The sequence below is a fragment of the Pseudomonas sp. FG-3G genome (genome assembly GCF_901007645.1).
GTDB classification, from domain to species: domain Bacteria; phylum Pseudomonadota; class Gammaproteobacteria; order Pseudomonadales; family Pseudomonadaceae; genus Aquipseudomonas; species Aquipseudomonas rhizophila.
Window position 1 is genome coordinate 64,572 of record NZ_CAAKGZ010000045.1, and the last position, 25,262, is coordinate 89,833.

The following is a 25,262-nucleotide window of genomic DNA, read 5'->3' on the forward strand; positions in this document are numbered from 1 at the left end:
GCGTGAGCCAGAACACTCCGGCGCGCCCGCCCAAACCGCTCTACAGCAACGTCAGCCCCGCAGTGCCCTCTCCGTGCACCAGCGTGTGCAAGTTGGATGAGCAGAAGGTCTGCCTCGGTTGTTTCCGTCATGTGGAGGATATCCGCGAATGGCGCTCGGCCGATGATGAGCGCCGCCGGGTCATCTGCGCCGAGGCGGCTAAACGCAAATCTCTGGTGTAATCGCCCACTGTGTGGGAGCAAGGCTTGCCCGCGATGAAGACGACGCGTTCTTCCTGAAATCGAGGCGCCTGTTTCGCGAGCAAGCTTTGCTCCCACAATCCCCGCGCCACAGTAATTCTGCTCCCCATGACAATGGGTAGATTTGGCCCGGGTTGTTTATTTATTGAGCTGTGATAGTGTCCAGCTACGCCTCAACTCATCGAGGCCCGTGAAAACCCCGTCTTTTTGTGGCGGGGTTTTGCTTTTTTCGTGCAGAACAAAGGAGTCTGCCTGAATCATGACCGTACCTTCCATCACCCTTACACGTCTGGACGTACAACGTCTGGAGCGCCTGATCGATAGCCTTGATGAAACGCTGCCGGGCGTGATTGCGTTGCAAACCGAACTGGATCGTGCCGACACCGTGGTAGGCCACGATGAAGTGCCCGCCGATGTCGTGACCATGAATTCGCGTGTGCACTGCCGCGAAGAAAGCAGCGGCAAGGACTATCACCTGACCCTGGTTTATCCACAGGATGCCAATGCCGACGAAGGCAAGATATCAATCCTTGCCCCGGTAGGCAGCGCACTGTTGGGCCTGAAGGTTGGCCAGCACATCGACTGGCCGGCGCCGGGCGGCAAGACGCTGAAACTGACATTGCTGGCCGTGGAATACCAGCCGGAAGCGGGCGGCGATTTCCACCTCTAAGCGCTTCAGACCAAGGCCAGCGCCTCGTTCAGGGCGCGTTCCAGGTCAGCCTTGTAACGCAGGTACAAATTACTTGAGCAGGCCCCATCACCCACAAGACCCGAGAGGTCCAGGTCGGTGATGTAGCAGCGATAGCGTTCGGCCTCGCGGCGCTGTTCGACGATCTCCCTGGCGACCACGCGGAACAACTGGTCGCCATGTTCCAGCTCCGAAAACTCCCGCTGATCGCAATACAGGGTGACGTGCACCTGCCCATGAGTGGCTTTGCCGATGATTGCCTGCACGTCATAGAACGGCTTGTTCACTGGCGTTTGCGGCGCCTGCCGCGCCTCGATCCGCCGTGCCCGCCCGCTGCCCGAGGGCAGGAGCTGGTAGTACAGGGTTTCCAGGGGCAATGGCTGGGTGGCATCCATCGGCAGTAACGCGTCGCGGCGGTACAGCACCGATTGCAGGAAGCGCTGCAGCGGCAGCAGCAGGCTGTGGTCGTCGTGATAAGGCAAGCGCTGTTGCCACAGGGCATTGAGCTCATCGAGCACGTACAGCTCAGCGTCGTCCTCGTTGACCCGGTAGAACACCTGAATGCACTCGGGCTGCCCCATGGGCAGGATCAGCGCCAGGTCATGGTCCTCCAGAGCCATCGGATCCAGATGCAGAGGGCTGTAGGCCGTCAGCTCCTCGCCCAGGTAATCCATCAGCGCCGACAGGCTGCCCAGGGCCACGTGATTGACCTGGCCCGGCACCAGCTCCAATACGTGGTAGTGCTGCTGGACCTGGAGCAGATAGCGGTGGTTGAGCCTACTCAGCAGCAGGGTCTGGGCCGTTTCGATGACTTCCTCGACCCGGCGGGCAATGAACTGCGCGCGGTTGTGGCAGAAACAGCGTACCTGCAAACGCGGCTGGCGCTGAGTGACGGGCAGGTCATTGAGGTAATCGCGCAGGCAGTCGAGCAGGGCGTGCTCGCCGTCGAAGCGGTTGACCAGCACCTCGTTCCAACTGTTGAGCGTGACCTGATCCAGGGTCAGCACCAGGTTCTCCCGAACCCCGGCGTAGCTCAGGGAGTCCGTGCGCTCGGTGGTCATCAGGATATTGAGGTCGCGATGATGCTTGAGCGGATCGACGCCGACGTTAACCAGTATCAGCACTTCGCTGGGCACGCTGGCGCGCAACAGCTGTTCTTCATCTACCGTGCTCAGCGGCAGGGCGATGGACTGTTGCAGGCTGCCCAGCAGGTTGAACAGCTCAAACTCACTCAGGTCGCTGCTACCTGGGTGCAGCGCCAGGCGCGTACTGCTGTCGATCACACCGTTGCGATGGCACCAGGTCAGCAACTCCAGCAACTCGCGGCAGCGTTTGATCGGTGCGAAGTTTTCCCACTCCAGGGCGTTGAGGCTGCCGTTGTACAGGCCCCACTGGTTCTGCCCGGGTTCTTTCTTGTTCGGTGACTGCACCAGCGTCAGGGTGTCTTCGGCCAGGTCCGGGGCGATGCCGGGGTTGATGAACTCGACTTTGTCGGCCTTGCGTTCGAATGCGGCATACAACCGCCGGCCCAGGACGTTGAGGTCGCGCTTGTTGATCAGGCTGACGGTTTTTTCGGTGCGGGCGAACTGGGTCAGGAAGCGGTAGCTGTAGGTCAGTTCGTTGACCAGCGCCCGCCGTTCGTTGCTGACCTGACGCACTTTCCACTGGCTGCGGCTGTCCAGCAGCGCCAATTGCCGTGGGTCCCAGCCCCATTCCCGGGCCAGACGCTCAAGCAGAACCCGTTGCCAGCCAGTGCTGCGCCCCTGGCCGGTCAGCTTGCGATTGACCTTCAGGTAAAGCGCCCTGCGCACCAGCTCCAGGCGTTCGGATTCACCTCGGGCGTTGAGGTACTCCTCGATACGACGGTAAACCACCATGTAGGGATCCAGCTCTTCCAGGTCCAGGCGGTTGGCGAACACCGCCTGTTTGAAGCGCAGGCTCAGGCAGCGAACGTCCGGGTGTTCGCTGGCGTAGACTTCGATCAGCAGCAGCTTGAGCACTGATTTGTAGGGCGACTCGATGCCCTTGAACAATTGCCAGAGGCCGGCGCCGATGAATTCTCCCGGCGGGATATAGGCCAGGTGCCCCAGGTTGAGCGTTTCATCGGCGCGGATGAAGCGTTTGGAAATCAGCGTGTGAGTGTACTGCTCATAGTTTTCTTCTTCATACACCGGCACCAACCACCAGATCGGCGTGCGTCCGGCCAGCCAGATCGCCGTGCGGTAGAACTCGTCCAGCAGCAGGTAATGCTGGGTTGTACCGCAATCGTCGGAACTGAGCTGAGTGTCCCGGTCGCCGCGGACAAAGCGCGCCGGGTCGATCAGGAAAAAATGCGCTTCCGCGCCCTGGGTCGTCGCCCAGGTTTCCAGCAGCAGACATTTTTTGCGCAGTTCGGCCAGTTCGTCCTCGCTCAGGTCCGGACCATGGCAGACCCACACATCCATGTCGCTTTGATCCGCTTGGGCGAGGGTGCCGAGGCTGCCCATCAGGAACAGACCCAGAATCGGTCGCGGTGGATTGCTGCCGTGGCGCGGCTTGTAGGAGAACGAGCGGGTCAGCCGCTGGGCTTCGGCGAGGACGCTGGCGTCGGGCTCATAGTTGGACAGCCCGGCAGGTGTGCTGCCTGAGACATAGCCGGGCAGGAGCGGGTGGTTGACGTGGAAAAACAACGGCAACAGCGTCAGCACGCTTTGCTGGCGGGTCGACAGCCCTTCCAGGGCGCGATCCATCCGCACGGTGTTGAGCTTGAGAAAACGTGCGCGCAACTGGCTCAGGACCTTGCGGTCGATTCCCTCGTCCAGATCGGGGCGTATTTCGTGATTGCGGGTCATGTCAGCTCAAACCGGCTCGCGGCGTCGAACGTGGGAGATCACAGGTGGTGGCAGTTTAGCGCCCGAACCCGGGATTTCTTAAGCTGAATGTATGTTTTTGACGTCAGAATTTTTACACAGTGCGCCAGGGCGCCTGCGGAAACCTCGATGAAGGAGATTTCCGTGGGCGACAGGAGGAATCAGGCGGCTTCTTTTACGACGTTGAGAATGGTCAGCAGGCTTTGCACATGCTCGGCGGCATCCCGGCCCAGGCTGGTCAGGTAACCACCGTCGGACTGGGTTATCAGGTCTTTTTCGAACAGGCGTTTAGCGGCAGCGATGGCAGAGGGGGCAGCGGTCTGATGGATTTTCAGGCCTTCCTGGGAACTGTCCAGGTTGAAGAGTGCAAGGATTTCCAGTTCGGCAACCAGCTCAGGGGTAAGCGACATAAGGACTCCAGACTTTCTAGGAATTTGGTCGACAGCGTCACTAAAGTGAGCGCACTCGGCCGAGCTGTCCAGTGTCAGCGTCATGCTTTTTTTGTTTTGGGTGACCGCAGGCGTAATTCGTTGTGGCGAGGGAGCTTGCTCCCGCTGGAGCGCGAAGCGGTCCCAATAGCTTGATGGCTGCTGCGCAGCCGAGCGGGAGCAAGCTCCCTCGCCATAGTCGGTGAGACCTTATTTCTTTTCTGGCGGCAACTCGGGAAGAGCGCGCAACGCCGTTTCGTACCACTGGGTATCGAACGCACGGTCTTCTTCGAGGATCGCATCAATTTCCACTGCCAGCACATGGGCCATCAGGTTGAGAATTTCTTCGCGCTCGTAACCCACCAGGGTCAATTTATTGAAAACGGCCTTGGCCGCTGGCGGGTTGTCATCTTCGATCTGGTTTTCGATGGCCTGGATCAGCGTGTTCTCGACGAACTCTTCTTCGTCGTTGTCGATGTCGGTTGGCTCGCTCATGGCAGGCTCCTTGGAGAAAGGTCGCCAGTTTACCTGCATTCAGCGCAGTGATGCGCCTGGCAAGAAACGGCTCGGCGGTCTATAACGCAAGGCTGCCAACCCCGCACGGCCTGGAGGCTTTGTCATGCTCAAGCTTTATGGTTTTTCCGTCAGCAATTATTACAACATGGTCAAGCTGGCGTTGCTGGAGAAGGGTCTGCCCTTCGAAGAGGTGCCGTTCTACGGCGCTCAGACCCCCGATGTGCTGGCCATCAGTCCACGGGGCAAGGTGCCGGTGCTCAAGACCGAGCAAGGGTTTATCAACGAAACCAGCGTGATCCTCGAATACATCGAACAAACCCAGCCGGGCAAAGCCCTGTTGCCCAGCGACCCGTTCGAGCGTGCCCAGGTGCTGGCTTTGTGCAGGGAAATCGAGTTGTACATCGAGCTGCCGGGACGGGCTTGCTACGCCGAGGCGTTTTTCGGCATGTCGGTACCCGACGCCATCAAGGAAAAGACCAAGGCCGAATTGCTGCTGGGGTTCGCCTCGCTCGGCCGTCACGGCAAATTCTCGCCCTACGTGGCGGGTGACAGTCTGAGCCTGGCCGATCTGTATTTCCTCTACAGCGTATCGCTGGCGTGCCAGGTGGGCCGGAAAGTGTTCGATATCGACTTGCTGGCGGATATGCCGGCGGCCAAGGGGCTGATGGAGCGGCTGGAGCAGAACCCGCATGTGCAGCGGATTGCGGCCGACAGGGAGGCAGAGATGCCAGCGTTTTTGGCGATGATTGCTGCCAAGAAGTGAGTCATCGCGAGCAGGCTCGCTCCCACATTTGAACTCCCTGTGTTCACACATGTGCGTTCACTAAAGATCCACTGTGGGAGCGAGCCTGCTCGCGATGCTTTCGGCTTTTAACGGCTGGCGAGCATCGCCTGGCCGCGCACCACGGCAGCCTTCACCTGGGCAGGCGCTGTGCCGCCGATGTGGTCGCGGGCATTGACCGAACCTTCCAGAGTCAGCACGGCAAACACGTCCTGCTCGATCTGGTCACTGAACTGGCGCAGTTCGTCCAGGCTCATTTCTGCCAGGTCCTTGCCGTTGTCCACGCCGTACTTCACGGCATGGCCGACGATTTCGTGGCAGTCACGAAACGGCAGGCCACGGCGTACGAGGTAATCAGCGAGGTCGGTGGCGGTGGAGAAGCCGCGCAAGGCCGCTTCGCGCATCACTGCATGCTTGGGCTTGATCGCCGGGATCATGTCGGCAAAGGCCCGCAGCGAATCACGCAGGGTATCGGCGGCATCGAACAGCGGTTCCTTGTCTTCCTGGTTGTCCTTGTTGTAGGCCAGCGGCTGGCCTTTCATCAGGGTTAGCAGGCCCATCAGCGCACCGAACACCCGACCACTCTTGCCGCGTACCAGCTCCGGCACGTCGGGGTTTTTCTTTTGCGGCATGATCGAACTGCCGGTGCAGAAGCGATCCGGCAGGTCAATGAACTGGAATTGCGCGCTGGTCCACAGCACCAGTTCTTCGGAGAAGCGCGACAGATGCATCATCGCAATGCTCGCGGCGGCGCAGAATTCGATGGCGAAATCGCGGTCCGAAACGTTATCCAGCGAGTTGCCGCCCACGGCGTCGAAACCCAGCAACTGTGCGGTGTATTCACGATCGATCGGGTACGTGGTGCCGGCCAGCGCGGCGCTGCCCAGGGGCATGCGGTTGGTGCGCTTGCGGCAGTCCACCAGGCGCTCGTAGTCGCGGCTGAGCATTTCGAACCAGGCCAGCATGTGATGCCCAAACGTTACAGGTTGAGCGGTTTGCAGGTGCGTGAAGCCCGGCATGATGCTCTCGGCCTCGCGCTCGGCCTGCTCCAGCAAGCCTTTTTGCAGACGGGTGATCTCGCCCAGGATCAGGTCAATCTCATCGCGCAGCCACAGGCGAATGTCGGTGGCCACCTGGTCGTTTCGGCTGCGGCCGGTGTGCAGCTTCTTGCCGGTCACGCCGATGCGATCGGTCAGGCGCGCTTCGATGTTCATGTGCACGTCTTCGAGATCGACGCGCCAGTCGAACTGGCCGGCCTCGATTTCAGCCTGGATGGTTTTCAGGCCATCGATGATGCTGTCGCGCTCGGCATCGGTCAGTACGCCGACCTTGGCCAGCATGGCGGCGTGGGCGATCGAGCCCATGATGTCGTGGCGATACAGGCGCTGGTCGAAGTTGACGGAGGCGGTGAAGCGGGCGACGAAGGCGTCGACGGGTTCACTGAAGCGGCCGCCCCAGGACTGATTGGTCTTGTCAGTGCTCATGAATTCGCTCGTGATCGGCTGTGGAAAAAGTAGCGGTTAAAGGCTGCGGCGGATGATAGCAGGGTTGCCGGGACTGGCGCTGGCACTGGTCGGCAGGTTTTTTGCGCACAAGCCGAGCATTTAATGGTTTTTTTGCACAACGATATTTTTCGATTGAGCAATATCGGCGCGGCAACCGTCTACAGTGGACTGTAGGACTTTTACTTTTTCATCCACGGAGCATTGGACGAATAGAAGAGGGGGGCTCGTATTGGTCAGATGGAGTGTTAACAATTCCTACGACGGCGCCGTGCGACAACAGGCCTCAAGCATCGATTGGCAGGCGCGGGTAAAGATAGGTAACCGCCTCGCGGCACTTTTTGGCCCTCGAACGAGTCTTAGCGTGGATCGCGGTGACGGATGTCACTTCCCCTGTCTACGCTATCCTTGTGCGAGACTCACGCAGGAATCCAGCGCAATATGAATGTCCTGATCGTTGATGACGAACCACTGGCCCGTGAGCGCCTGAGCCGAATGGTTGGCGAACTCGAGGGTTACAGTGTCCTGGAGCCGAGCGCCACCAATGGCGAAGAGGCGTTGGCCCTTATTGACAGCCACAAGCCGGATATCGTGCTGCTCGACATTCGCATGCCTGGCCTGGACGGTTTGCAGGTCGCGGCGAAGTTGTGCGAGCGTGAGTCACCGCCCGCGGTGGTGTTCTGCACCACTCGGGACGACTTCCCGCCGGAGGTGCTGCAGGCCGGCGCCGTGGGCTACCTGATCAAGCCGGTCACTGCCGAGGCGCTGGTCGAGGCCTTGCGCAAGGCCGAGCGGCCCAACCGCGTGCAACTGGCGGCGTTGACCCGTCCGGCCGCCGAAAGCGGCAGCGGCCCGCGCAGCCACATCAGTGCGCGCACTCGCAAAGGCATTGAACTGATCCCATTGAATCAGGTGGTCTACTTTATCGCCGACCATAAATACGTGACCTTGCGTCACGAGAGCGGCGAGGTGCTGCTGGACGAACCACTCAAGGCTCTTGAAGACGAGTTCGGTGAACGCTTCGTGCGCATCCACCGCAATGCCTTGGTGGCTCGCGAGCGTATCGAGCGTTTGCAGCGCACACCCCTTGGGCATTTCCAGTTGTTTCTCAAAGGCCTCAATGGCGACGCGCTGATTGTCAGCCGGCGGCACGTGGCCGGCGTGCGGAAGATGATGCAACAGCTTTAGCTTGAGGTTCCAAGGCGTCCAAGCCGTTTAGCGCGTTCCATTTCCAGGACATTGACGGCCAGGGAGGCCTTGGGGTCGTGATTCAAGTCAAAGCGAATTTGACTGAGCTGTTATTATCCGCCGTATCTTTTAAGTACGGATTGATCCATGTCCCCTCGCGAGATCCGCATCGCCACCCGTAAAAGTGCCTTGGCCCTCTGGCAGGCCGAATACGTCAAAGCCCGTTTGGAAGAGGCCCATCCCGGCCTGATCGTGACGCTGGTGCCCATGGTCAGTCGCGGCGACAAGCTGCTGGACTCGCCGCTGTCGAAAATCGGCGGCAAGGGCCTGTTCGTCAAGGAGCTGGAAACCGCGCTGCTGGACAACGAAGCCGATATCGCCGTGCACTCGATGAAAGATGTGCCTATGGACTTTCCGGAAGGCCTGGGCCTGTTTTGCATCTGCGAGCGAGAAGATCCACGCGATGCGTTCGTTTCCAACACGTTTGCAAGCCTCGACGCCCTGCCCGCCGGGAGTGTGGTCGGCACCTCCAGCCTGCGTCGCCAGGCGCAGTTGCTGACCCGCCGCCCAGACCTGCAAATCCGCTTTCTGCGGGGCAACGTCAATACCCGCCTGGCCAAACTCGATGCCGGTGAGTACGACGCAATTATCCTTGCCGCCGCCGGCCTGATCCGCCTCGGTTTTGAAGATCGCATCACGTCGGCCATCAGCGTCGAGGACAGCCTGCCGGCTGGTGGGCAGGGGGCGGTGGGTATCGAATGTCGCAGCGCCGACAGCGAGATCCATGCCCTGTTGGCACCGCTGCATCACGACGACACCGCCACCCGGGTCTTCGCCGAGCGCACCCTCAACAAACACCTCAATGGCGGTTGCCAGGTGCCGATCGCCTGTTACGCCGTACTCGAAGGCGAGCAGGTCTGGTTGCGCGGTCTGGTGGGTGATCCGAACGGTGGCCGACTGCTCAGTGCCGAGGCCCGGGCGCCGCGCCGCGATGCCGAAGCGCTGGGTGTCCGGGTAGCCGAAGACCTGCTCAGCCAGGGTGCCGACGACATTCTCAAGAAGGTCTACGGCGAGGCGGGCCACGCGTGACGGGCTGGCGGCTGCTGCTGACCCGGCCGGTCGACGAGTCGTCGGCCCTGGCGGCTGTCCTGGCCGAGGCCGGGATCTACAGCAGCAGCCTGCCGCTGCTGGATATCGAGCCGGTCCCCATGTCCGACGCCATGGGGGAGACTTTTCAACGGCTGGACCAGTACTGTGCCGTGATTGTGGTGAGCAAGCCCGCCGCACGTTTGTGTGTGGAGCTGCTGCGCCAATATTGGCCCCAGCCGCCAGACCAGCCATGGTTCAGCGTGGGGGCGGCGACCGGGCAGATCCTTATCGATGCCGGCCTCACTGTGTTTTATCCCGACCACGGCGATGACAGCGAAGCCTTGCTGGAGCATCTGGTGTTACGCCAGGCTATCACCCGACCCAATCCCAAGGTTTTGATTGTGCGTGGCGAGGGCGGGCGCGGCTTGCTGGCGGAGCGCTTGCGCGAGCAAGGTGCTAGTGTCGATTATTTGGAACTGTACCGGCGCAGCCTGCCGCATTACCGAGAAGGTGAGTTGGCGGCAAGGGTCAAAGCGGAACGCTTGAACGCGCTGGTGGTCAGCAGTGGGCAGAGCTTCGAGCATCTGCAGCGGTTGGCTGGCGATGAGTGGCCCGCGCTGGCGCGGTTACCGTTGTTCGTTCCAAGCCCAAGGGTTGCCGAGATGGCCCGTGCCGCCGGGGCCCTGACAGTTGTGGATTGCCGTGGCGCCAGTGCTGCGGCTTTGCTGGCGGCGTTACGGGATCAGTCCGTGCCGTTTTCTAATGCAAAGGATGGATACGTGAGCGAAACAGCCTTGCCAAAAGATCAAGACCAACCCGCGATCGATACGCCGGTTGAAACCCCGGCTCCGAAGGCGCCGCGTCGCGGCAACGGGCTGGCCATTGTCGCGTTGTTGTTGGGAGCCGCCGGCGTGGCCGTTGGTGGTTGGGGCGTGTGGCAGGTGCGTCATCTGCAAGCCAATAACCAGCAGCAGGTCACTCAGGTTCAGGCGCTCAATGATCAGGCCCAGACCCTCAAGCTCAATGAGCAACGCCTGAGTGAGCGTCTGGCTCAATTGCCTGCGGCGCAAGAGCTGGAAGAGCGTCGGCGTCAGGTCGCCCAGTTGCAGGGTGATCAACAACGACTGAACCAGCGCCTGGAAACCGTGCTCGGTGCCAGCCGCAAGGACTGGCGCCTGGCCGAAGCCGAACATCTGCTGCGCCTGGCCAGCCTGCGTCTTTCCGCTCTGCAGGACATCAGCAGTGCCCAGGCCCTGGTCCAGGGTGCTGACGAAATCCTGCGCGAGCAAAACGACCCTGGCTCATTCGCCGCTCGCGAGCAACTGGCCAAGACCCTTGCTGCGTTGCGCAGTACCGAGCAGCCAGATCGTACCGGGCTGTTCCTGCAGTTGGGGGCCTTGCGTGACCAGGTCCTGCAACTCACGGAACTGGCCCCCGAATACAAGGATCGTGGTGAGTCGTTGCTGGGCTTGACCGCCGATGGCGATGGCGCCAGCCGCTGGGCGCAGTGGTGGGACCAGATATCGCGCTATATCCGTATCGACTTCAACGCGGATGAGAATGTCCGTCCGCTCTTGGCCGGGCAGAGTCTGGTGCAGGTGCGCCTGGCCTTGAGCCTGGCCCTGGAGCAGGCGCAATGGGCCGCTCTCAACGGCCAGGCCCCGGTGTACACCCAAGCGCTGGCTCAAGCGCATGATGTGCTCAAGAACAACTTCAACCAGGACAACCCGCAAAGCAAAATCATGCTCGAGCGCGTGGTCGAGCTGGCCAGGCAGCCGGTGACGGTTGCGACCCCGGATCTGACAGGAACCCTGAGCAGCGTTCAGGCCTATCTGGAGCGCCGCAACCTGAACGCCGAAGAGTCGGTCAAGCCGCTGGCCAAACCTGATGAGCAGGAGGCCACGCCATGAAACGCCTCTACGTGATTATGTTCGTGGTCATCGCCGTCGCTGCCTTGCTGGGCGTGGCGATCGCCGAACATTCGGGTTACGTGCTGGTGGCATACAAGAACTTCCGATACGAGGCCGGCCTTTGGGTCACCCTGGCGCTGGTGGCGGTGCTCTGGCTGGTGTGGCGGGGCGTGAGCGCCTTGGTTGGCCTGGTGACGACCTCCACTGGCGTGGTCAACCCATGGTCGCGCCGCAACCGCAGCCGGCGGGTGCAGGTGGCAATCGAACACGGGCAACTGGACCTGGCCGAAGGTCGCTGGGCCAGTGCCCAGCGCCACCTGCATCGCGCCGCTGAAGCCGAGCGCCAACCGTTGCTGTATTACCTTGGCGCCGCCCGTGCGGCCAATGAGCAAGGTCTTTACGAGCAGTGCGACAGCCTGTTGGAACGTGCCCTTGAACGTCAGCCCCAGGCTGAGCTGGCGATTGCCCTGACGCACGCACAATTGCAGATGGACCGCGGCGACACCGACGGTGCATTGAACACGCTGCAAGCCATGCATGATCGCCACCCACATAACGCCCAGACCCTGCGTCAGTTGCAACGTCTGCATCAGCAGCGCGGGGATTGGTCTGCGGTGGTCCGGTTGTTGCCGGAGCTGCGCAAGGACAAAGTCCTGCCGCCGGCTGAGCTGGCTGAACTGGAGCGTCGGGCCTGGGGCGAAAACCTCACCCTGGCGGCCCACCGTGACGAAGACGGCAGTGTCGGGTTGCAATCGCTTAACCGTGCCTGGCAACAACTGTCGTCCGCACAACGCCAGGAATCGGCGCTGGTGTTGGCCTATGCCGAGCAACTGCGGCAACTCGGGGCGCAGGCCGAGGCCGAAGAGGTGCTACGGGCGGCGCTCAAACGTCACTATGACAGTCATCTGGCGCGCCTGTACGGGTTGGTCCGAGGCAATGATCCGGGCCGCCAACTGCAAGCGGCAGAAGGCTGGCTCAAGGATCATCCGAACGACCCTGGCCTGCTGCTGACACTGGGCCGCCTGTGCCTGCAAAACAGTTTGTGGGGCAAGGCACGGGATTATCTGGAAAGCAGTTTGCGCCTGCAGCGCAATCCCGAGGCCTGCGCCGAACTGGCGCGACTGCTGGCGCAACTGGGGGATGCCGAGCGCAGCAACCAGCTCTTCCAGGAAGGCTTGGGGTTACTGGATGAGCGCTTGCTGGCCGCGCCACTGCCGGTCCCGGCTCAGGTTTTGGCCACTTGAGAGAGAGTGAGTCGTTCTTGAGGGTTGTATGAATCATTGTGGCGAGGGAGCAAGCTCCCTCGCCACGTGTTTATTGATGCCCCTAATGGCGTTAGCAATGCCTTCGGTAAAGTCCTACAGCAAGCTGCGCTTAATCTTCTCTTGCTTGTCGGGAATTCCCTACACCCCTGGTGAAGTGTCTGCACGGCCCCGCCTTGAAAGGCCGGCGGCCTTTCCTCTACCGTAACGGCCTGTCTCTTCTGTTACGGAACCGCCATGTCTTTGGCTTGCTCACGCTTCTTGTTTTTCATGGCTTTCATCGCCGCCGCTCTGGTTTTTGGTATCGCCAGTTACCTTGAATATGCGGTAGGTCTGACGCCTTGCAGCCTGTGTGTTTTGCAACGGTTGTGCCTGATGCTGTTTTTGATGAACTGTCTCGCCGCATGCCTGCACGGTCCTGCTCAGAAGGGCAGCATCTTCTACGGGACGATGGGGCTGGTTTTCGCGTCGAGCGGGTTGACGCTGGCATGGCGTCAGGTTCTGGTGCAAGGCGACTCGCTGGAGCAGTTGCCCGATTGTATCGATCACCTCAAGGCAGTGAGTTCGTGGTGGGGCGCTGTACATCGTGTACTCGAGGGTGCGATCGACTGCGCGAGCATCACCTGGACCCTGTTCGATCTGAGTCTTCCCGAATGGAGCCTGTTGTTTTTTCTCGCCGTGTCTTTTGTGATGTCCTATCTGCTGCTGCGCCTTGTCTGGAACGCTCTGATACGACCGCTCAGCGGCACAACGTCGCAACTGGTCCGGGTCATGGATTAAACACTTGTATGAACTTTATCTCCTGCGTACCTTGAAGCGGTTGTCGTGCGGGCATAATCTGGCCCGCACGTGTTATCGGATTTATGCCGCTCGATCATGTTGTGTCTGGCTTGTCCCTGATCATTTCAGGCGGTGCGCAGGCTGCGAGTGGCATGACTCACAAGGGAAGAAATCACCATGCTCGAAAGTTGTCAGAATGCTCAGGAACGCTGGGGTGGGGTGCATCTGCTGATCGACCGCTGGTTGCAGGAGCGTCACGAACTGGTTCGGGCCTATGATGCTCTCGGCGACAGGCCTGAAGCGCTGAGTGAAAGCCGCAAGCCGTTGCAGGAGTTCTGCGGTGTGCTGGTCGACTACGTGTCTGCCGGTCATTTCGAGATATACGAGCAACTGACGAGCGAGGCCAAGGCCTTCAACGACAAACGTGGCCTGGAGCTCGCCGAGCAAATCTACCCGCGTATCGACGTCATCACCGAAAAACTGCTGGCCTTCAATGACCTGTGTGATGAAGGCAAATGCGTAGCGGAAAAATTCAAGGAACTGGGTGGCTTGCTGCACGAGCGTTTCGAACTGGAAGACTGCCTGATCGAAGTGCTGCACAACTCCCACAAGGAAGAAGCGCCGGCCCAGGCTTGAGGATTTTTGCAGAGTCAAAAGAACGGTGCGCATTGCGCACCGTTTTTTTTTGGAGTCAGCTTCAGGTCGTCGCGCCCAGCAACTCGATTTCAAACACCAGCGGCGTGAACGGGGGGATGACATCCCCGGCTCCTTCGGCGCCGTAGGCCAGGGTGGAAGGAATTACCAGTCGCCATTTTGCGCCTACCGGCATTTGCGGCAATGCACTGCGCCAACCGTCAATTACGCTGTCGAGACTGAACCACTGCGCTTGTCCGTTGGAATCAAACACGGTGCCGTCTGGCAATCGACCGACATACAACACCTGGACCTTGCCGTGAGGGCCGGCCTTGGCGCCATTGCCGGGCTTGAGTTCGGTCAGCAGAATGCCATCTGCCAGTTGCTGAGCACCGGGCCGGGCTTTTTCCTCATCAAGAAATTTCTGCTCGGTTTTCAGTGCCGCTTCGATCTGCGGTGTCGCCGGTGACGACGTCAGCCGTGCCTGATGGTCGGCCAGTATCTGTTCGATGCGCTCATCCTTGAGGGCCAATGGTTTGCCCAGATAAGCCTGTTGCAGAGCCTCGACCAACGCCTGGATCTGCAGGTCGGGTACATCCTGGCGCAGACGTTCACCCAGGCTTGCCCCCAGGCTGTACGCCAGGTCATGAGCGTCGTTTGCGCTGGTTTTTTCTGCGGCCTGAGCCATGGAGCAAACCATGCAAAGGAATAAAAACAAGTGACGCGACATGTAGTGTTCTCCGGCCTCGAATGGAGGGGATTATGCCAGTGCCGATATCCGCAAAGGTGGTTTGCCCCGGCAGTGGGGTAGAAGATTTTTCGTCCCTTGCAACGCAACGTCTTGTGTACTGTCAACATGCCCTAGCGGCGGTTGCAGCAGAGGTCTAGTATGAGCCGCACTCACGTCAGTCAGGAGGTAAACCATGTCGGCCACCAAGAAGCCAGTAAACACTCCGTTGCACTTGCTCCAACAACTTTCGGGCAGTCTGCTCGAGCATCTGGAAAACGCCTGCTCCCAAGCCCTGGCTGATGCTGAAAAACTGCTCGCCAAACTGGAAAAACAACGCGGCAAAGCGCAGGAAAAACTGCACAAGTCGCGCACCAAACTGCAAGACGCGGCCACCGCCGGCAAGGCCAAGGCACAAGCCAAGGCCAAAGACGCTGTGAAAGAACTCGAAGATCTGCTCGATGCCTTGAAGGATCGTCAGTCCGAAACCCGCGCCTATATTCTGCAACTCAAGCGTGATGCCCAGGAAAGCCTGAAACTGGCCCAAGGCGTCGGTCGTGTGCAAGAAGCCGTGGGCAAGGCACTGAGCCTTCGTGCTGCCAAGCCTGCCGCTGCCGCTGTATCGGCCAGAAAACCGGCCGCTAAACCTGTCGCGACAAAAACACCGGCCAAGGTAGCTGCCAAACCTGCCGCAAAAGCGCCGGCCAAAGCAGCGAGCAAACCAGCCGCTAAACCGGCTGCGAAAAAACCGGTTGCTGCCAGCGCTGCAAAACCTGCTGCGAAAAAAACCGCCGTTAAAGCTGTCGCCAAGCCGGCGGCCAAAGTGGCGGCCAAGCCAGCCGCTAAACCTGTCGCCAAGCCAACTGCTAAACCGACCGCTAAAACAGCCGCCGCCAAACCCGCAGCGACAAAAACCGCCGCGGCTAAACCGGCTGCCAAGCCAGCTGCTACAAAAACGGCTGCTGCCAAGCCCGCCGCCAAACCGGCTGCCAAGCCAGCCGCTGCCAAAGCGCCCGCCAAAGTTGCAGCTAAACCCGCTGCCAAGCCAGCCGCTGTCAAAGCACCTGCCAAAGCTGCGGCTAAACCGGCTGCCAAGCCGGCTGCTGCCAAACCCGCCGCGAAGCCTGCCGCCGCCAAGCCTGTGGCCAAGCCTGCTGCGAAACCCGCCGTGAAAACGCCTGCTGCCGCAAAACCTTCGACTGCTCCGGCGGCCAAGCCTGCGACATCGACTCCGGCTCCTGCAGCGACCCCTGCGCCAACCGCCAGCACTGCGACCCCGGCGCTGAACCCGAGCGCCGCCCCGGCGCCGAGCAGCAACACCCCAACCCGCGCTTCCTAAGTGCCGGACGCCGCGACGCGCAGCTGATGCAGCGCGTCGCGGTTCCCTTGGTCGGCGCCCGCCACGAGTCCTTGCAGCCATTGCGCTGAATCTTTGGGTTGTTCCCCAGGCCATTCCTTGGTCGCAGTCTCCAGTCGCTCCAGCAATCGTCGCTCGGCTTCCAGTTCCAGTCGCTTGACCTGCTCGCGCAGGCTATCGAGTGCCGTGTCTTGAAGGGCGCGGGCTTTCCATTGGCTACGGAGCGTGCGCAAGGGCTGAACGACGTCCGTGTCCCAAGGGCCGACCCATTGCTGAAGCTGTTGCAGTCTTTGTTCAGTGCAGGCTACCCCGCGCTGTTCCAGCCACAGCCCGCAAAGCAGCAGGCAGACATTGGCGCCGGCGCCCTGCAGCGCCAGGCAGGTTTGTTCCACACCAGGCTTGGCGTAGAGGTCGAGGGAAAAGCTCCATAGATCAGAGGACATCGTGCTACTCGCGCCAGTTGCGAGCGAAGCTGGTAGACTCCGCCGCCATTATGATTCGACTTCAGAACCTGACTTTACAGCGTGGCCCGCAACGTCTGCTAGAAGACGCCGAGCTGACCCTGCACGCCGGCCACAAAGCTGGCCTCATCGGTGCCAACGGCGCCGGCAAATCGAGCCTGTTCGCCCTGCTTCGAGGTGAACTGCATCCGGACTCGGGCGATTGCCTGCTGCCCGCCGATTGGCGTATCGCCCACATGCGCCAAGAGGTCGACACCCTTGAGCGCCTGGCGGTGGACTACGTGCTTGACGGCGACCTGCGCCTTCGTCAGGTCCAGCGCGACCTGGCGGCGGCCGAGGCGGCACACGATGGCGCCGCACAGGCCCGTCTGCACGCGGAGCTCGACAGCGCCGACGGCTACACCGCCGATGCCCGCGCACGCAAGCTGCTGGCAGGCCTTGGGTTTACCAATGAGCAGATGGACCGTCAGGTTGGGGATTTCTCCGGTGGCTGGCGGATGCGCTTGAACCTGGCCCAGGCCCTGATGTGCCCTTCGGACCTGCTGCTGCTCGATGAGCCCACCAACCACTTGGACCTCGACGCCATCATCTGGCTCGAAGACTGGCTCAAGAGCTATCCCGGCACATTGCTGCTGATTTCCCATGACCGCGATTTTCTCGACGCGGTGGTGGATCATGTCGCCCATGTCGACCAGCGCAAGCTCACCTTGTACCGTGGCGGCTACAGCGCATTCGAGCGGGCCCGTGCCGAACGCCTGGCCCAGCAACAGCAGGCCTACGAGAAGCAGCAGGCGCAGCGTGCGCACATGGAAAGCTACATCGCCCGGTTCAAGGCCCAGGCCACCAAGGCCCGTCAGGCCCAGAGCCGGATCAAGGCACTGGAGCGGATGGAAGAACTGTCCGCGGCCCACGTCGATTCACCGTTTGATTTTGTTTTCCGCGAATCGACCAAGATTTCCAGCCCGCTGATCGACCTGTCGGATGCGCGTCTGGGTTATGGCGACAAGACCGTGCTGGAGAAGGTCAAGCTGCAGCTGACCCCTGGTGCGCGGATCGGCCTGCTGGGCCCGAACGGTGCTGGTAAGTCGACCCTGATCAAGAATCTCTCCGGCGAGCTCGAGCCCCTGGCCGGGCGTCTGACCCGGGGCGAGAACACCGTGGTCGGTTACTTCGCCCAACATCAGCTCGATTCTCTCGACGCCAAGGCCAGCCCGCTGCTGCATTTGCAGCGTCTGGCACCGAACGAACGCGAGCAGACCCTGCGTGATTTCCTCGGTGGTTTCGACTTTCGTGGTGCGCGCATCGATGAGCCGGTACTGAATTTTTCCGGTGGTGAAAAGGCTCGCCTGGCGCTGGCATTGATCGCCTGGGGCCGGCCGAACCTGTTGCTGCTCGACGAACCGACCAACCACCTCGATCTGGAAATGCGCCTGGCCCTCACCATGGCCTTGCAGGAATTCAGCGGCGCGGTGCTGGTGGTGTCTCACGACCGGCATTTGCTCAAGAGCACCACGGATAATTTTTTCCTGGTGGCCGACGGCAAGGTCGAAGAGTTCGACGGTGATCTGGAAGACTATGCCCGTTGGCTGGTGGATTACCGTCAGCGCAACGCACCGGTCAGTACCACGCCGGTTAACCCGGACAAGACCGACAAGAAAGCCCAGCGCCAGGCCGCCGCCGCATTGCGTCAGCAGTTGGCGCCTCACAAGCGTGAGGCCGACAAGCTCGAAGTCGAACTGGGCAAGCTGCATGAAAAACTGCAAAAGATCGAAACCAGCCTCGGCGACAGCGGTCTCTACGAAGCGGCGCGCAAGGATGAGTTGCGCGATCTGCTGGCCGAACAGGCCAGGCTGAAGGTTCGGGAAGCGGAGCTTGAGGAGGCGTGGATGCAAGCCCTGGAACTGCTGGAAAACCTGCAAGCGGAGCTGGAGGCACTGTCCTGATGGAAGCCTTGGCTTTGCCGATACCCGTCATGTGGGTCGAGCCGATCTGGCTCGGTGTGCAAATACTGCTGATCCTGCTGGCCGGCTACATCGCACAGCGTTGCGTGGCGCGGGCCCTCACGGGCCTTGCCGAGCGCTACCCGTTACCGTCCCAGTTGGTGATCATCCTGCGGGGTGTGCTGCGCTGGCTGATCATGGGCAGCGCGGTGCTGGTGGTGCTTGAACGCCTGGGCGTCTCGGCCACGGTGCTGTGGACCGCGCTGTCGGGGTTCGTCGCGGTGGCGGCGGTGGCGTTCTTCGCCATCTGGAGCGTACTGTCCAATCTGTTGTGCGCCATTTTGATCTACACCGTCGGGCCGTTTCGTCTGGGCGATGTAGTTGAGCTGGTGGAGTCCACCGACAAGCCCGGCATCAAGGGGCGGGTGGTGGCCATCAACCTGCTTTACACCACCTTGATCGAACCCGAGGAACTCGGTACGGGCAGTTCCATGGTGCAAGTGCCCAACAGCCTGTTCTTCCAACGTTCAGTTCGACGCTGGCGCGGCAACGAGGCGTTTCCGGTCGGCGGGTTCGTCGAGTAAGCGGGGCTCGATCGTTAAATATCTGTGGTCAACCGTCCGGCGGCGCATTAGCTTAGTGGTTTCAACGAATCTGAGCCGAGGTGTGCAATGGTGCTGGAGACATGGCTGGCGTTTTTCGCCGCTTGCTGGGTGATCAGTCTTTCGCCGGGTGCTGGTGCCATCGCATCGATGTCCAGCGGTCTGCAATACGGTTTCTGGCGCGGCTACTGGAATGCCCTGGGCCTGCAATTGGGTCTGGCGTTGCAAATCGTGATTGTCGCCGCCGGTGTCGGCGCGGTCCTCACCGCATCGGCGACCGCGTTTTATGCGATCAAGTGGTTTGGTGTGGCCTATCTGGTTTATCTGGGCGTCAAGCAGTGGCGAGCCATCCCGGGCGATCTCAGTGATGACGCGGCCGTGCGGCCTATCGGCAAGCCTTTGGCGCTGGTGTTTCGCGGTTTTCTGGTCAACATCAGCAACCCCAAGGCATTGGTGTTCATGCTTGCGGTGTTGCCTCAATTCATCGACCCCCATGCCCCGCTGATCAAGCAATACCTGATCCTGGGTGTGACGATGGTTTGCGTCGACCTCATCGTCATGGCCGGGTACACCGGGCTGGCATCCAAAGTCCTGCGCCTGCTGCGCACTCCGAAACAGCAGCGTCGAATGAACCGCACCTTTGCCGGGCTGTTCATTGGTGCGGCGGGGTTGCTGGCGACAATTCGCAAAGCCTCGGTCTAACCCGCCGGTTCCAATGTGGCGGGGATAAATCTCCTCGCCACAAAATAATCGCTGAACCGCTTAGCGCAAAATGACCGGCGCGGTATCCCGTGGCAGGTTGTTGCGCGGCGCAGGCTCGCCGGCTTGTTCGTAGTTCGGCCCGCCAAGTTGTTCGCTCAGTTGCCGCGCTACGTCCTCACCCAGGGCCTTGGACACCTCGCGCACGACTCGCGGGCGGTTGAGGTTGATGCGTACGTCCCGATGATTCAGCAGCTTGGTGTCCTGGCCTTCACCCATGGCGGTGAAGGCCGAGGTGATTTCGTAGGTTTTGGTGTTGATCAGGCTGAAGTCCGCCACCAGGGTCAAGGCGAGCACGGCCGAGTAGCTGTTGGTATTGGCCAGTTCATTGATGTCGCGGGTGAAGTCGATGTCCGATACGGTGCCGAACAGCACGTAATCGGCGCCCTTGAAGTGCCCAGCCTTGATTCGCTTGATCACGTCATAGACGTCGCCCGTGGACGAAGCGGTGTGGGGCGTGCCTTGCACGAGCTGGAACATCCCGCTGCGCAGGATTTCGCCCTTGATGTCGCCGGTGAACTTGCGCAGTTCGCCCTGCTCGATGTAGCTGGTGGTGGCTTCCATCTCGTCGTAGCTCGACGAAGCGCTGGCGCTGTAAGGGTTCGCCTGGAAGTTGCTCTGGGCCGAAACGGTGTGGATGTATTCCTCCACCCGTTGCTGGTACGCCAGGTCAGTGACCGCGACTTTCGGGGCCGCCTGGGCGCCGAACGCGCAGGCCAGGGCCATGATGCCGATCCATGTGCGCATGGCTTAGCGCTCCGTGGTCTTGCGGATTTCTTTCTCGTCCATCCACTCGGCCAGACCGCTTTCGACGTCGATCAATTGCAGGCTGAATTTGTAGAAGACGTCCTTGTAGTCGCTGCTGCGCTTGACGATCGAGCTGATGGAGCCTTCGAGGCGGTATTTGGCCGCGATCATGTTGCCGGTCTTGGCCACGGTGCTTTTCTTGTACAGGCCGCTCTGGTTTTGCAGCTTGAGCTGGTCAACCTGGCTGTCCATGGCGTTGTTGTCGCTGGCGAAACGTGCCGCACCGGTCTTCATCAATTGGGTCTTGATGCTGGTGGTGATCTCGCGGGTGTCGATGTACTCGCTGGTCTTGTTCTTCACGTCATAGACCTGAACCACCGGGCGGCCCTGCAGAATGCCGGACTGGGCCAGGGAGCGGGTCATGGACTCGGCGATCATTTGCAGATCGGTGGAACCGAATTCGTTGGTCACGGTTTCCACGGCCTTGGTGTCGCCGTAGCTGATGTTCTTGTTGCCCAGGACCGGAGAGTTGTTGGCACAGCCGCTGACCAGCAGGGCGGCAATGGCGAGGGATGAAATGCGTACAAACATGGGAGTGCTCTCGAAAGCTGAAAAATTAGGGTTAACGCGTGGTGCCAGTCAGTAGAGCCTTTTGTGGGAGCGAGCCTGCTCGCGATAGCGGTCTGTCAGCCAAGCGCATTGCTGGTTGATGCATTGCTATCGCTAGCAAGCTCGCTCCCACAGGTGTGTGGCTCAAGGCGTATTGATTTCCAATCGGAAATCCACAGCCTTGGGGGTCGGTGCGATAGCCGGCAGGAAACTGGTTTGTTCGCCGTACAGCGTCAGGCTTTTCCAGGTTTCTTCCTCGGCAACCGGAAAGCCTTCCGGTCCCAACCAGGCAAAGCGGTAGTACATCGTCTTGTTGTTGAAGCTGGTGTTGCTCAACTGCACATTGACGGTCAGGTAGCCGTTTTCCCGGGCCACGCGCATGGCGCCGACCACGATGTTTTTCTGCTTGCCCATGGCCACGACTTTGCTGGCGGCGCTGCCCGGCTCCGGCGGCGCAGGGGTGGCGCAACCGGCCAGCAAGGCCAGGACACCGAGGGTGATCAGTTTTAAACGCATTTGAACAAGACTCCGTTCTTAAGGTTGCTTGATGCTGGCGACGGCGGTCGGGTTGGTGCTCGGGATCACCTGGGCGGCCAGGCCACCGGCGAAGACCTGATTGCCCACCGCCCGCAGGCTGATGACCTGGTAACGCTGATCGACGGTAACCTTGACCACCGAACCGCCCACCGCGCTCGGCAAGGTGACGTGGTGTTCACCTTTTTTCAGGCGCAGACGCACCACTTGGGTGTAGTCCGGCAGGGTGCGCCAGGTCCGGGTGTCCGCGCCTTCCAGCACGGCCGAGGTCAGGCCCACCGCGAGGCCGGCCAGGGGATTGGTTTCGTTGATCTGTTTTTGCGCCACGCCCCGGGTGATCGCGCGCACGGTTGTGCGCAGGATGATGCCGGGCATGTCGTCGCGCAGGGCGCGGCGGGACATGGCTGTGGTGCTGTTGAGCTGGGTCAGGTCCAGTTGACGACCGTCGACACCGATTTGAGTGAACGTGGCGGTGGAGGTGTCAGGCTTGATCAGGGGGAATGACAGTGGCGTGATCACCACATTGCCGCTGATGGGCAGGGGCAGGGGAATGCGGATCGAGTCCCGGGACGGCGCCAGGCCGCTCTGCACCACAATCAGGATGTCGCTTTCATCCTTCTTGCCAGCGGGCTTGTCGAGGTTGATCAATGCCTGCTCCAGCAACGGCGTATTCGGACGCAGTTCGGCGGCTTTGCGATAACCCGGAGCGGCCAGGTCTTTTTCGCCCAAGGCTTCATAGACGAACCCGGCCAGGTAATGGCTGAACGCACTCTGATAGCTGTTTTTCAGGCTGATCACTTCCGGCGCGTCGAGGCTGGCCACCGGGTAGCCCTGCAGGTCCTTGTACTCGGTCTTGACCCCTTGCTTCTCGGCGTCCTCCTCGCGCTTGAGGTATTCCTTGTCCCGCAGGTCGGCAATCACCGCTTCGCGCTCGTGGGTTTTCTTGATCTGCATCCGCGCGCCGTCGAAGTCGTTCACGGCCAGCTGGTTCAGGGCCATCTGCGTGGTCAGCATGACCTTTTCGTAGTCATAGCCTTCGTAGCGTCGAACTTTATCGTTGACCAGAAAGCTGCCGAACTGTGCCAGATATTTGCCTGTGTCGAGCTTGACTGCATCTTCCCACTGACCCACCTGCTGATCGGCGCTGGACCAGGCAGCCTGACTGCCGGGCAGGTCGCCCTTGGCGCGCAACAGTTCGCCTTTTTCGAAGAAATACAGCAGGTCTTTGTCTTGGCTGGTGTTGTTCTTCTCCAGCAGGGTCAACGCCGCGTCGACGTTGCCGGAAGCCAGTTGCTGATTGGTCTGGGCCAATTCGCTGTCGTAGTTGCGAAACGCAGAGCAGCCAGACAACAAGGTGATCGCGCCGAGGGCGATCGAAAGAGCAGCACGGGATGCCATGAATACTTCTTCCCTGAGGTATCAGCCGGGGGTGCGGGTCGGGCTGGGACGATCCACGGACGAGCGCTGGGCGCTGTCGGTTCCTCATAACCGGAGGAGCTTTTATGCCTTCGGACAATAAGAGGGCGGCGGGATTATAAACATGGCCGTTGGCTATGTAATGGCTTTTTAATCTCGTAATGCAGTTTTTGTGACATCACTTCCAAGCGTGAAGATCCGATGAAATCTGCTTCAGAAACACATCAACCCTTGAGTCAAGGTCATTGGAAGTGAACAATGTGTTACTTCTTATTTCCATCTGAGAGTCATTCATGACTGCCCCGTACCGTTTTCTGGCCTGGCTAGCGCTGCCGTTGTTTGCGCTATGCAGCGCCAATCTATTGGCCGACACCCTGGAGGGCGCCCCCCAGGCGCTGCATTTACTGGATTACATCGGGGCGGATTATCCGGCGACGGTGCAGGCGGGCAAGGTTGTCGACGAGTCTGAATACCGCGAGCAACTGGAATTTACCCAGCGCCTGGAAGGGCTGATCGTTGCGCTGCCAGCCAAACCTGAAAAAGCAGAGCTGACACAAGGCGTCGGCGCCTTGCGCAGCGCCATCACCGCGCATCAGGACGGCGATGAGGTCGCCCGCCTGGCGCGGCAACTGGGGGCCAGACTGGCGGTGGCGTATGAGGTCAGTCAGGCGCCGGTGATCACCCCGGACCCGGCCCGCGGTGCGCCGCTGTATGCGCAAAATTGCTCGGTGTGCCACGGTGACAGCGGGGCGGGCGACGGTCCTGCCGGTGTCGGCCTGGAGCCTGCACCCGCCAACCTGCGCGATGGGGCGCGCCTGGATCATCTGAGTCTCTACGCGATCTACAACACGCTTGGCATGGGCGTCGAAGGCACTGACATGCCGGCCTTTGCCGATCAGCTCGACGACCGTCAGCGCTGGGACCTGGCGACGTACATCGCCAGCTTCAGCGCCGACCCGGCGGCCGCTAAAAGCGGACAGACCTTCAACCTCGCTGATCTCGCGCGCCAGACACCGGCCGAAATCCTCGCGGCGCAGGGCCCTGAAGCGGCAGCCACCTTTCGTGCCCAGCGTGCCCAGCCGCCACAGGTGCAGCGTGGCCCGGCGCAGTTGCTCGACTACACCGCCACCACCCTGGACAAGAGCATCGCGGCGTATCGCGCCGGTGATCACGACCAAGCCTATGACTTGTCGGTAGCGGCTTACCTGGAAGGTTTCGAGCTGGTGGAAAGTTCGCTGGATAACGTCGATGCCAATGTGCGCAAGGACACTGAAAAAGCGCTGATGGCCTACCGTCAGTCGTTGCAGGACGGCTTGTCGGTCGAGCAGGCCGAGCAGCGCCTGGACGCGGCCAAGGCCAAGCTGACGGAGTCGGCGGATCTGCTGGGTGGCGACGGTCTGAGCTGGTCGCTGAGTTACATCTCGGGCTTGCTGATTCTGCTCCGCGAAGGGCTGGAAGCGATTCTGGTGCTGGCGGCGATCCTGGCGTTCCTGCGCAATACCGGCCAACAGTCCGCGGTTCGCAGCGTCAACGTCGGTTGGGGGCTGGCGCTGCTGGCTGGTCTGGCGACCTGGGGGCTGGCCGCTTATGTGATTGACGTCAGCGGCGCCCAGCGCGAATTGCTCGAAGGCGCAACGGCCTTGTTTGCCAGTGTGATGGTGCTGTGGCTGGGTGTGTGGATGCACGACCGACGTCACGCGGCGGCCTGGCAGGATTACATCAAGAGCAGTCTGGTGGGCGGCGGCGGACGTTTCGGTTTTGCGATCCTGGCGTTTTTCTCGGTCTATCGCGAGCTGTTCGAAGTGATCCTGTTCTACGAAACCCTGTGGCTGCAAGCCGGTCCCGCCGGGCATGATGCCGTGTTGGCTGGCGGCGCCACGGCGCTGGTGCTGTTGGTGGGGTTGGCCTGGGTGATTCTGCGCGGCTCGGCGAAACTGCCGCTGGCGTTGTTTTTCAGCATCAATGCCGGATTGCTCTGCGCGCTGTCAGTGGTTTTCGCCGGTCATGGCGTGAAGGCGCTGCAGGAAGCCGGGATCTTTGGCACCCGTCCGGTGGCGTTCTTCGATTTCGACTGGCTGGGCATTCATGCCGATGCTTATTCCTTGGCCGCCCAAGTGGTGGCGATCGTGGCCATTGTGGTGTTGTACGGGCGCAGTCGGGTGGCGGAGAAGCGTAGGGTCCAGGTTTCCTGAACAGCATTCGCTGCGCTCATAATCGCGGGCAAGCCTTGCTCCCACAGTCAGTA

24 protein-coding genes and 1 pseudogene are annotated in these 25,262 nt (G+C 60.9%); 15 read left to right on the plus strand and 10 right to left on the minus strand.

The features are described from left to right. The first annotated feature begins 2 nt into the window (after window positions 1-2). Both PSEUDOMOFG3G_RS26180 and rnk read left to right on the plus strand, forming a co-directional pair. A complete protein-coding gene (locus tag PSEUDOMOFG3G_RS26180) occupies window positions 3-221 on the plus strand; it encodes a DUF1289 domain-containing protein (RefSeq protein WP_047226130.1) in 219 nt (72 codons plus the stop codon). A gap of 277 nt (window positions 222-498) precedes the next feature. Beyond that, the gene (gene rnk, locus PSEUDOMOFG3G_RS26185) at window positions 499-909 is read left to right on the plus strand and encodes a nucleoside diphosphate kinase regulator (RefSeq protein WP_047226129.1); all 411 of its coding nucleotides are present in this window, start codon (window positions 499-501) and stop codon (window positions 907-909) included. Window positions 910-914: 5 nt separating this feature from the next. Here the strand turns inward: rnk and PSEUDOMOFG3G_RS26190 are convergent, their stop codons facing one another. The 3 genes from PSEUDOMOFG3G_RS26190 to PSEUDOMOFG3G_RS26200 form a co-directional block, all read right to left on the minus strand. Further along, window positions 915-3,758 carry a class I adenylate cyclase gene (locus PSEUDOMOFG3G_RS26190; protein ID WP_139048891.1) on the minus strand — a complete coding sequence of 948 codons (2,844 nt, stop codon included), beginning with the start codon at window positions 3,756-3,758 and terminating at the stop codon, window positions 915-917. A 179-nt stretch (window positions 3,759-3,937) separates the two neighbouring features. Continuing rightward, window positions 3,938-4,186: a TIGR02647 family protein gene (locus PSEUDOMOFG3G_RS26195; RefSeq protein WP_047226127.1), complete on the minus strand. Its 249-nt coding sequence runs from the start codon at window positions 4,184-4,186 to the stop codon at window positions 3,938-3,940. Between the two features lie 228 nt (window positions 4,187-4,414). Then, window positions 4,415-4,699 (minus strand): hypothetical protein, encoded by a 285-nt coding sequence (locus PSEUDOMOFG3G_RS26200; RefSeq protein WP_139048892.1) that lies wholly within the window; start codon window positions 4,697-4,699, stop codon window positions 4,415-4,417. Window positions 4,700-4,823: 124 nt separating this feature from the next. Between PSEUDOMOFG3G_RS26200 and PSEUDOMOFG3G_RS26205 the strand changes: the two genes are divergently transcribed. Further along, the gene (locus PSEUDOMOFG3G_RS26205; RefSeq protein ID WP_139048893.1) at window positions 4,824-5,483 is read left to right on the plus strand and encodes a glutathione S-transferase family protein; all 660 of its coding nucleotides are present in this window, start codon (window positions 4,824-4,826) and stop codon (window positions 5,481-5,483) included. Window positions 5,484-5,590: 107 nt separating this feature from the next. Here PSEUDOMOFG3G_RS26205 and argH read toward each other — a convergent pair whose 3' ends face one another. After that, the gene (argH, locus tag PSEUDOMOFG3G_RS26210) at window positions 5,591-6,985 is read right to left on the minus strand and encodes an argininosuccinate lyase (protein WP_139048894.1); all 1,395 of its coding nucleotides are present in this window, start codon (window positions 6,983-6,985) and stop codon (window positions 5,591-5,593) included. Window positions 6,986-7,444: 459 nt separating this feature from the next. On the opposite strand from argH, the gene PSEUDOMOFG3G_RS26220 reads away from it, so the two are divergent. The 7 genes and pseudogenes from PSEUDOMOFG3G_RS26220 (at window position 7,445) to PSEUDOMOFG3G_RS26245 (ending at window position 13,868) form a co-directional block, all read left to right on the plus strand. Further along, on the plus strand, window positions 7,445-8,191 hold the full coding sequence (locus PSEUDOMOFG3G_RS26220; protein WP_047226123.1) for a LytTR family DNA-binding domain-containing protein: 747 nt from the start codon (window positions 7,445-7,447) through the stop codon (window positions 8,189-8,191). 147 nt (window positions 8,192-8,338) lie between these two features. Next, entirely contained in the window at window positions 8,339-9,280 is a 942-nt protein-coding gene (hemC, locus tag PSEUDOMOFG3G_RS26225) for a hydroxymethylbilane synthase (protein ID WP_139048895.1), read from the plus strand. Then, window positions 9,277-10,023, plus strand: a pseudogene (locus tag PSEUDOMOFG3G_RS28205) (uroporphyrinogen-III synthase); the annotation flags it as partial. The gene hemC and the pseudogene PSEUDOMOFG3G_RS28205, both read left to right, overlap by 4 nt. A gap of 36 nt (window positions 10,024-10,059) precedes the next feature. Beyond that, the gene (locus PSEUDOMOFG3G_RS28210; protein WP_257220632.1) at window positions 10,060-11,190 is read left to right on the plus strand and encodes a uroporphyrinogen-III C-methyltransferase; all 1,131 of its coding nucleotides are present in this window, start codon (window positions 10,060-10,062) and stop codon (window positions 11,188-11,190) included. Next, the gene (locus PSEUDOMOFG3G_RS26235; RefSeq protein ID WP_047226121.1) at window positions 11,187-12,434 is read left to right on the plus strand and encodes a heme biosynthesis protein HemY; all 1,248 of its coding nucleotides are present in this window, start codon (window positions 11,187-11,189) and stop codon (window positions 12,432-12,434) included. Before PSEUDOMOFG3G_RS28210 ends, PSEUDOMOFG3G_RS26235 begins: the two co-directional genes overlap by 4 nt. Window positions 12,435-12,689: 255 nt before the next feature. Next, window positions 12,690-13,232 carry a disulfide bond formation protein B gene (locus PSEUDOMOFG3G_RS26240; protein ID WP_139048897.1) on the plus strand — a complete coding sequence of 181 codons (543 nt, stop codon included), beginning with the start codon at window positions 12,690-12,692 and terminating at the stop codon, window positions 13,230-13,232. A 177-nt stretch (window positions 13,233-13,409) separates the two neighbouring features. Next, a complete protein-coding gene (locus tag PSEUDOMOFG3G_RS26245; RefSeq protein WP_047226119.1) occupies window positions 13,410-13,868 on the plus strand; it encodes an Rsd/AlgQ family anti-sigma factor in 459 nt (152 codons plus the stop codon). A 61-nt stretch (window positions 13,869-13,929) separates the two neighbouring features. Here PSEUDOMOFG3G_RS26245 and PSEUDOMOFG3G_RS26250 read toward each other — a convergent pair whose 3' ends face one another. Continuing rightward, complete coding sequence (locus tag PSEUDOMOFG3G_RS26250; protein WP_139048899.1) at window positions 13,930-14,595, minus strand: FKBP-type peptidyl-prolyl cis-trans isomerase; 666 nt, start codon at window positions 14,593-14,595, stop codon at window positions 13,930-13,932. A gap of 193 nt (window positions 14,596-14,788) precedes the next feature. On the opposite strand from PSEUDOMOFG3G_RS26250, the gene PSEUDOMOFG3G_RS26255 reads away from it, so the two are divergent. After that, complete coding sequence (locus PSEUDOMOFG3G_RS26255; protein WP_139048900.1) at window positions 14,789-15,931, plus strand: AlgP family protein; 1,143 nt, start codon at window positions 14,789-14,791, stop codon at window positions 15,929-15,931. Here PSEUDOMOFG3G_RS26255 and PSEUDOMOFG3G_RS26260 read toward each other — a convergent pair. Continuing rightward, window positions 15,928-16,392 (minus strand): TIGR02444 family protein, encoded by a 465-nt coding sequence (locus tag PSEUDOMOFG3G_RS26260; protein WP_107321372.1) that lies wholly within the window; start codon window positions 16,390-16,392, stop codon window positions 15,928-15,930. The genes PSEUDOMOFG3G_RS26255 and PSEUDOMOFG3G_RS26260 overlap by 4 nt on opposite strands. A gap of 50 nt (window positions 16,393-16,442) precedes the next feature. On the opposite strand from PSEUDOMOFG3G_RS26260, the gene PSEUDOMOFG3G_RS26265 reads away from it, so the two are divergent. The 3 genes from PSEUDOMOFG3G_RS26265 (at window position 16,443) to rhtB (ending at window position 19,654) form a co-directional block, all read left to right on the plus strand. Next, window positions 16,443-18,353 carry an ATP-binding cassette domain-containing protein gene (locus PSEUDOMOFG3G_RS26265; protein ID WP_047226115.1) on the plus strand — a complete coding sequence of 637 codons (1,911 nt, stop codon included), beginning with the start codon at window positions 16,443-16,445 and terminating at the stop codon, window positions 18,351-18,353. Further along, window positions 18,353-18,934 (plus strand): mechanosensitive ion channel family protein, encoded by a 582-nt coding sequence (locus tag PSEUDOMOFG3G_RS26270; RefSeq protein ID WP_047226114.1) that lies wholly within the window; start codon window positions 18,353-18,355, stop codon window positions 18,932-18,934. Before PSEUDOMOFG3G_RS26265 ends, PSEUDOMOFG3G_RS26270 begins: the two co-directional genes overlap by 1 nt. Window positions 18,935-19,021: 87 nt before the next feature. After that, window positions 19,022-19,654 carry a homoserine/homoserine lactone efflux protein gene (gene rhtB / locus PSEUDOMOFG3G_RS26275; RefSeq protein ID WP_047226113.1) on the plus strand — a complete coding sequence of 211 codons (633 nt, stop codon included), beginning with the start codon at window positions 19,022-19,024 and terminating at the stop codon, window positions 19,652-19,654. Between the two features lie 60 nt (window positions 19,655-19,714). On the opposite strand, the gene PSEUDOMOFG3G_RS26280 is transcribed toward rhtB, so the two are convergent. The 4 genes from PSEUDOMOFG3G_RS26280 to PSEUDOMOFG3G_RS26295 form a co-directional block, all read right to left on the minus strand. After that, on the minus strand, window positions 19,715-20,458 hold the full coding sequence (locus tag PSEUDOMOFG3G_RS26280) for a hypothetical protein (RefSeq protein ID WP_047226112.1): 744 nt from the start codon (window positions 20,456-20,458) through the stop codon (window positions 19,715-19,717). 3 nt (window positions 20,459-20,461) lie between these two features. Further along, window positions 20,462-21,049, minus strand: a complete 588-nt coding sequence (lpoB, locus tag PSEUDOMOFG3G_RS26285) for a penicillin-binding protein activator LpoB (RefSeq protein ID WP_139048901.1) — start codon at window positions 21,047-21,049, stop codon at window positions 20,462-20,464. Between the two features lie 162 nt (window positions 21,050-21,211). Next, entirely contained in the window at window positions 21,212-21,583 is a 372-nt protein-coding gene (locus PSEUDOMOFG3G_RS26290; protein ID WP_047226110.1) for a YcfL family protein, read from the minus strand. Between the two features lie 18 nt (window positions 21,584-21,601). Continuing rightward, window positions 21,602-22,999, minus strand: a complete 1,398-nt coding sequence (locus PSEUDOMOFG3G_RS26295; protein ID WP_047226109.1) for a COG3014 family protein — start codon at window positions 22,997-22,999, stop codon at window positions 21,602-21,604. 311 nt (window positions 23,000-23,310) lie between these two features. On the opposite strand from PSEUDOMOFG3G_RS26295, the gene PSEUDOMOFG3G_RS26300 reads away from it, so the two are divergent. Beyond that, window positions 23,311-25,209, plus strand: coding sequence for an FTR1 family protein (locus tag PSEUDOMOFG3G_RS26300; protein ID WP_139048902.1), 1,899 nt, complete (start codon window positions 23,311-23,313; stop codon window positions 25,207-25,209). Window positions 25,210-25,262 lie beyond the last annotated feature (53 nt).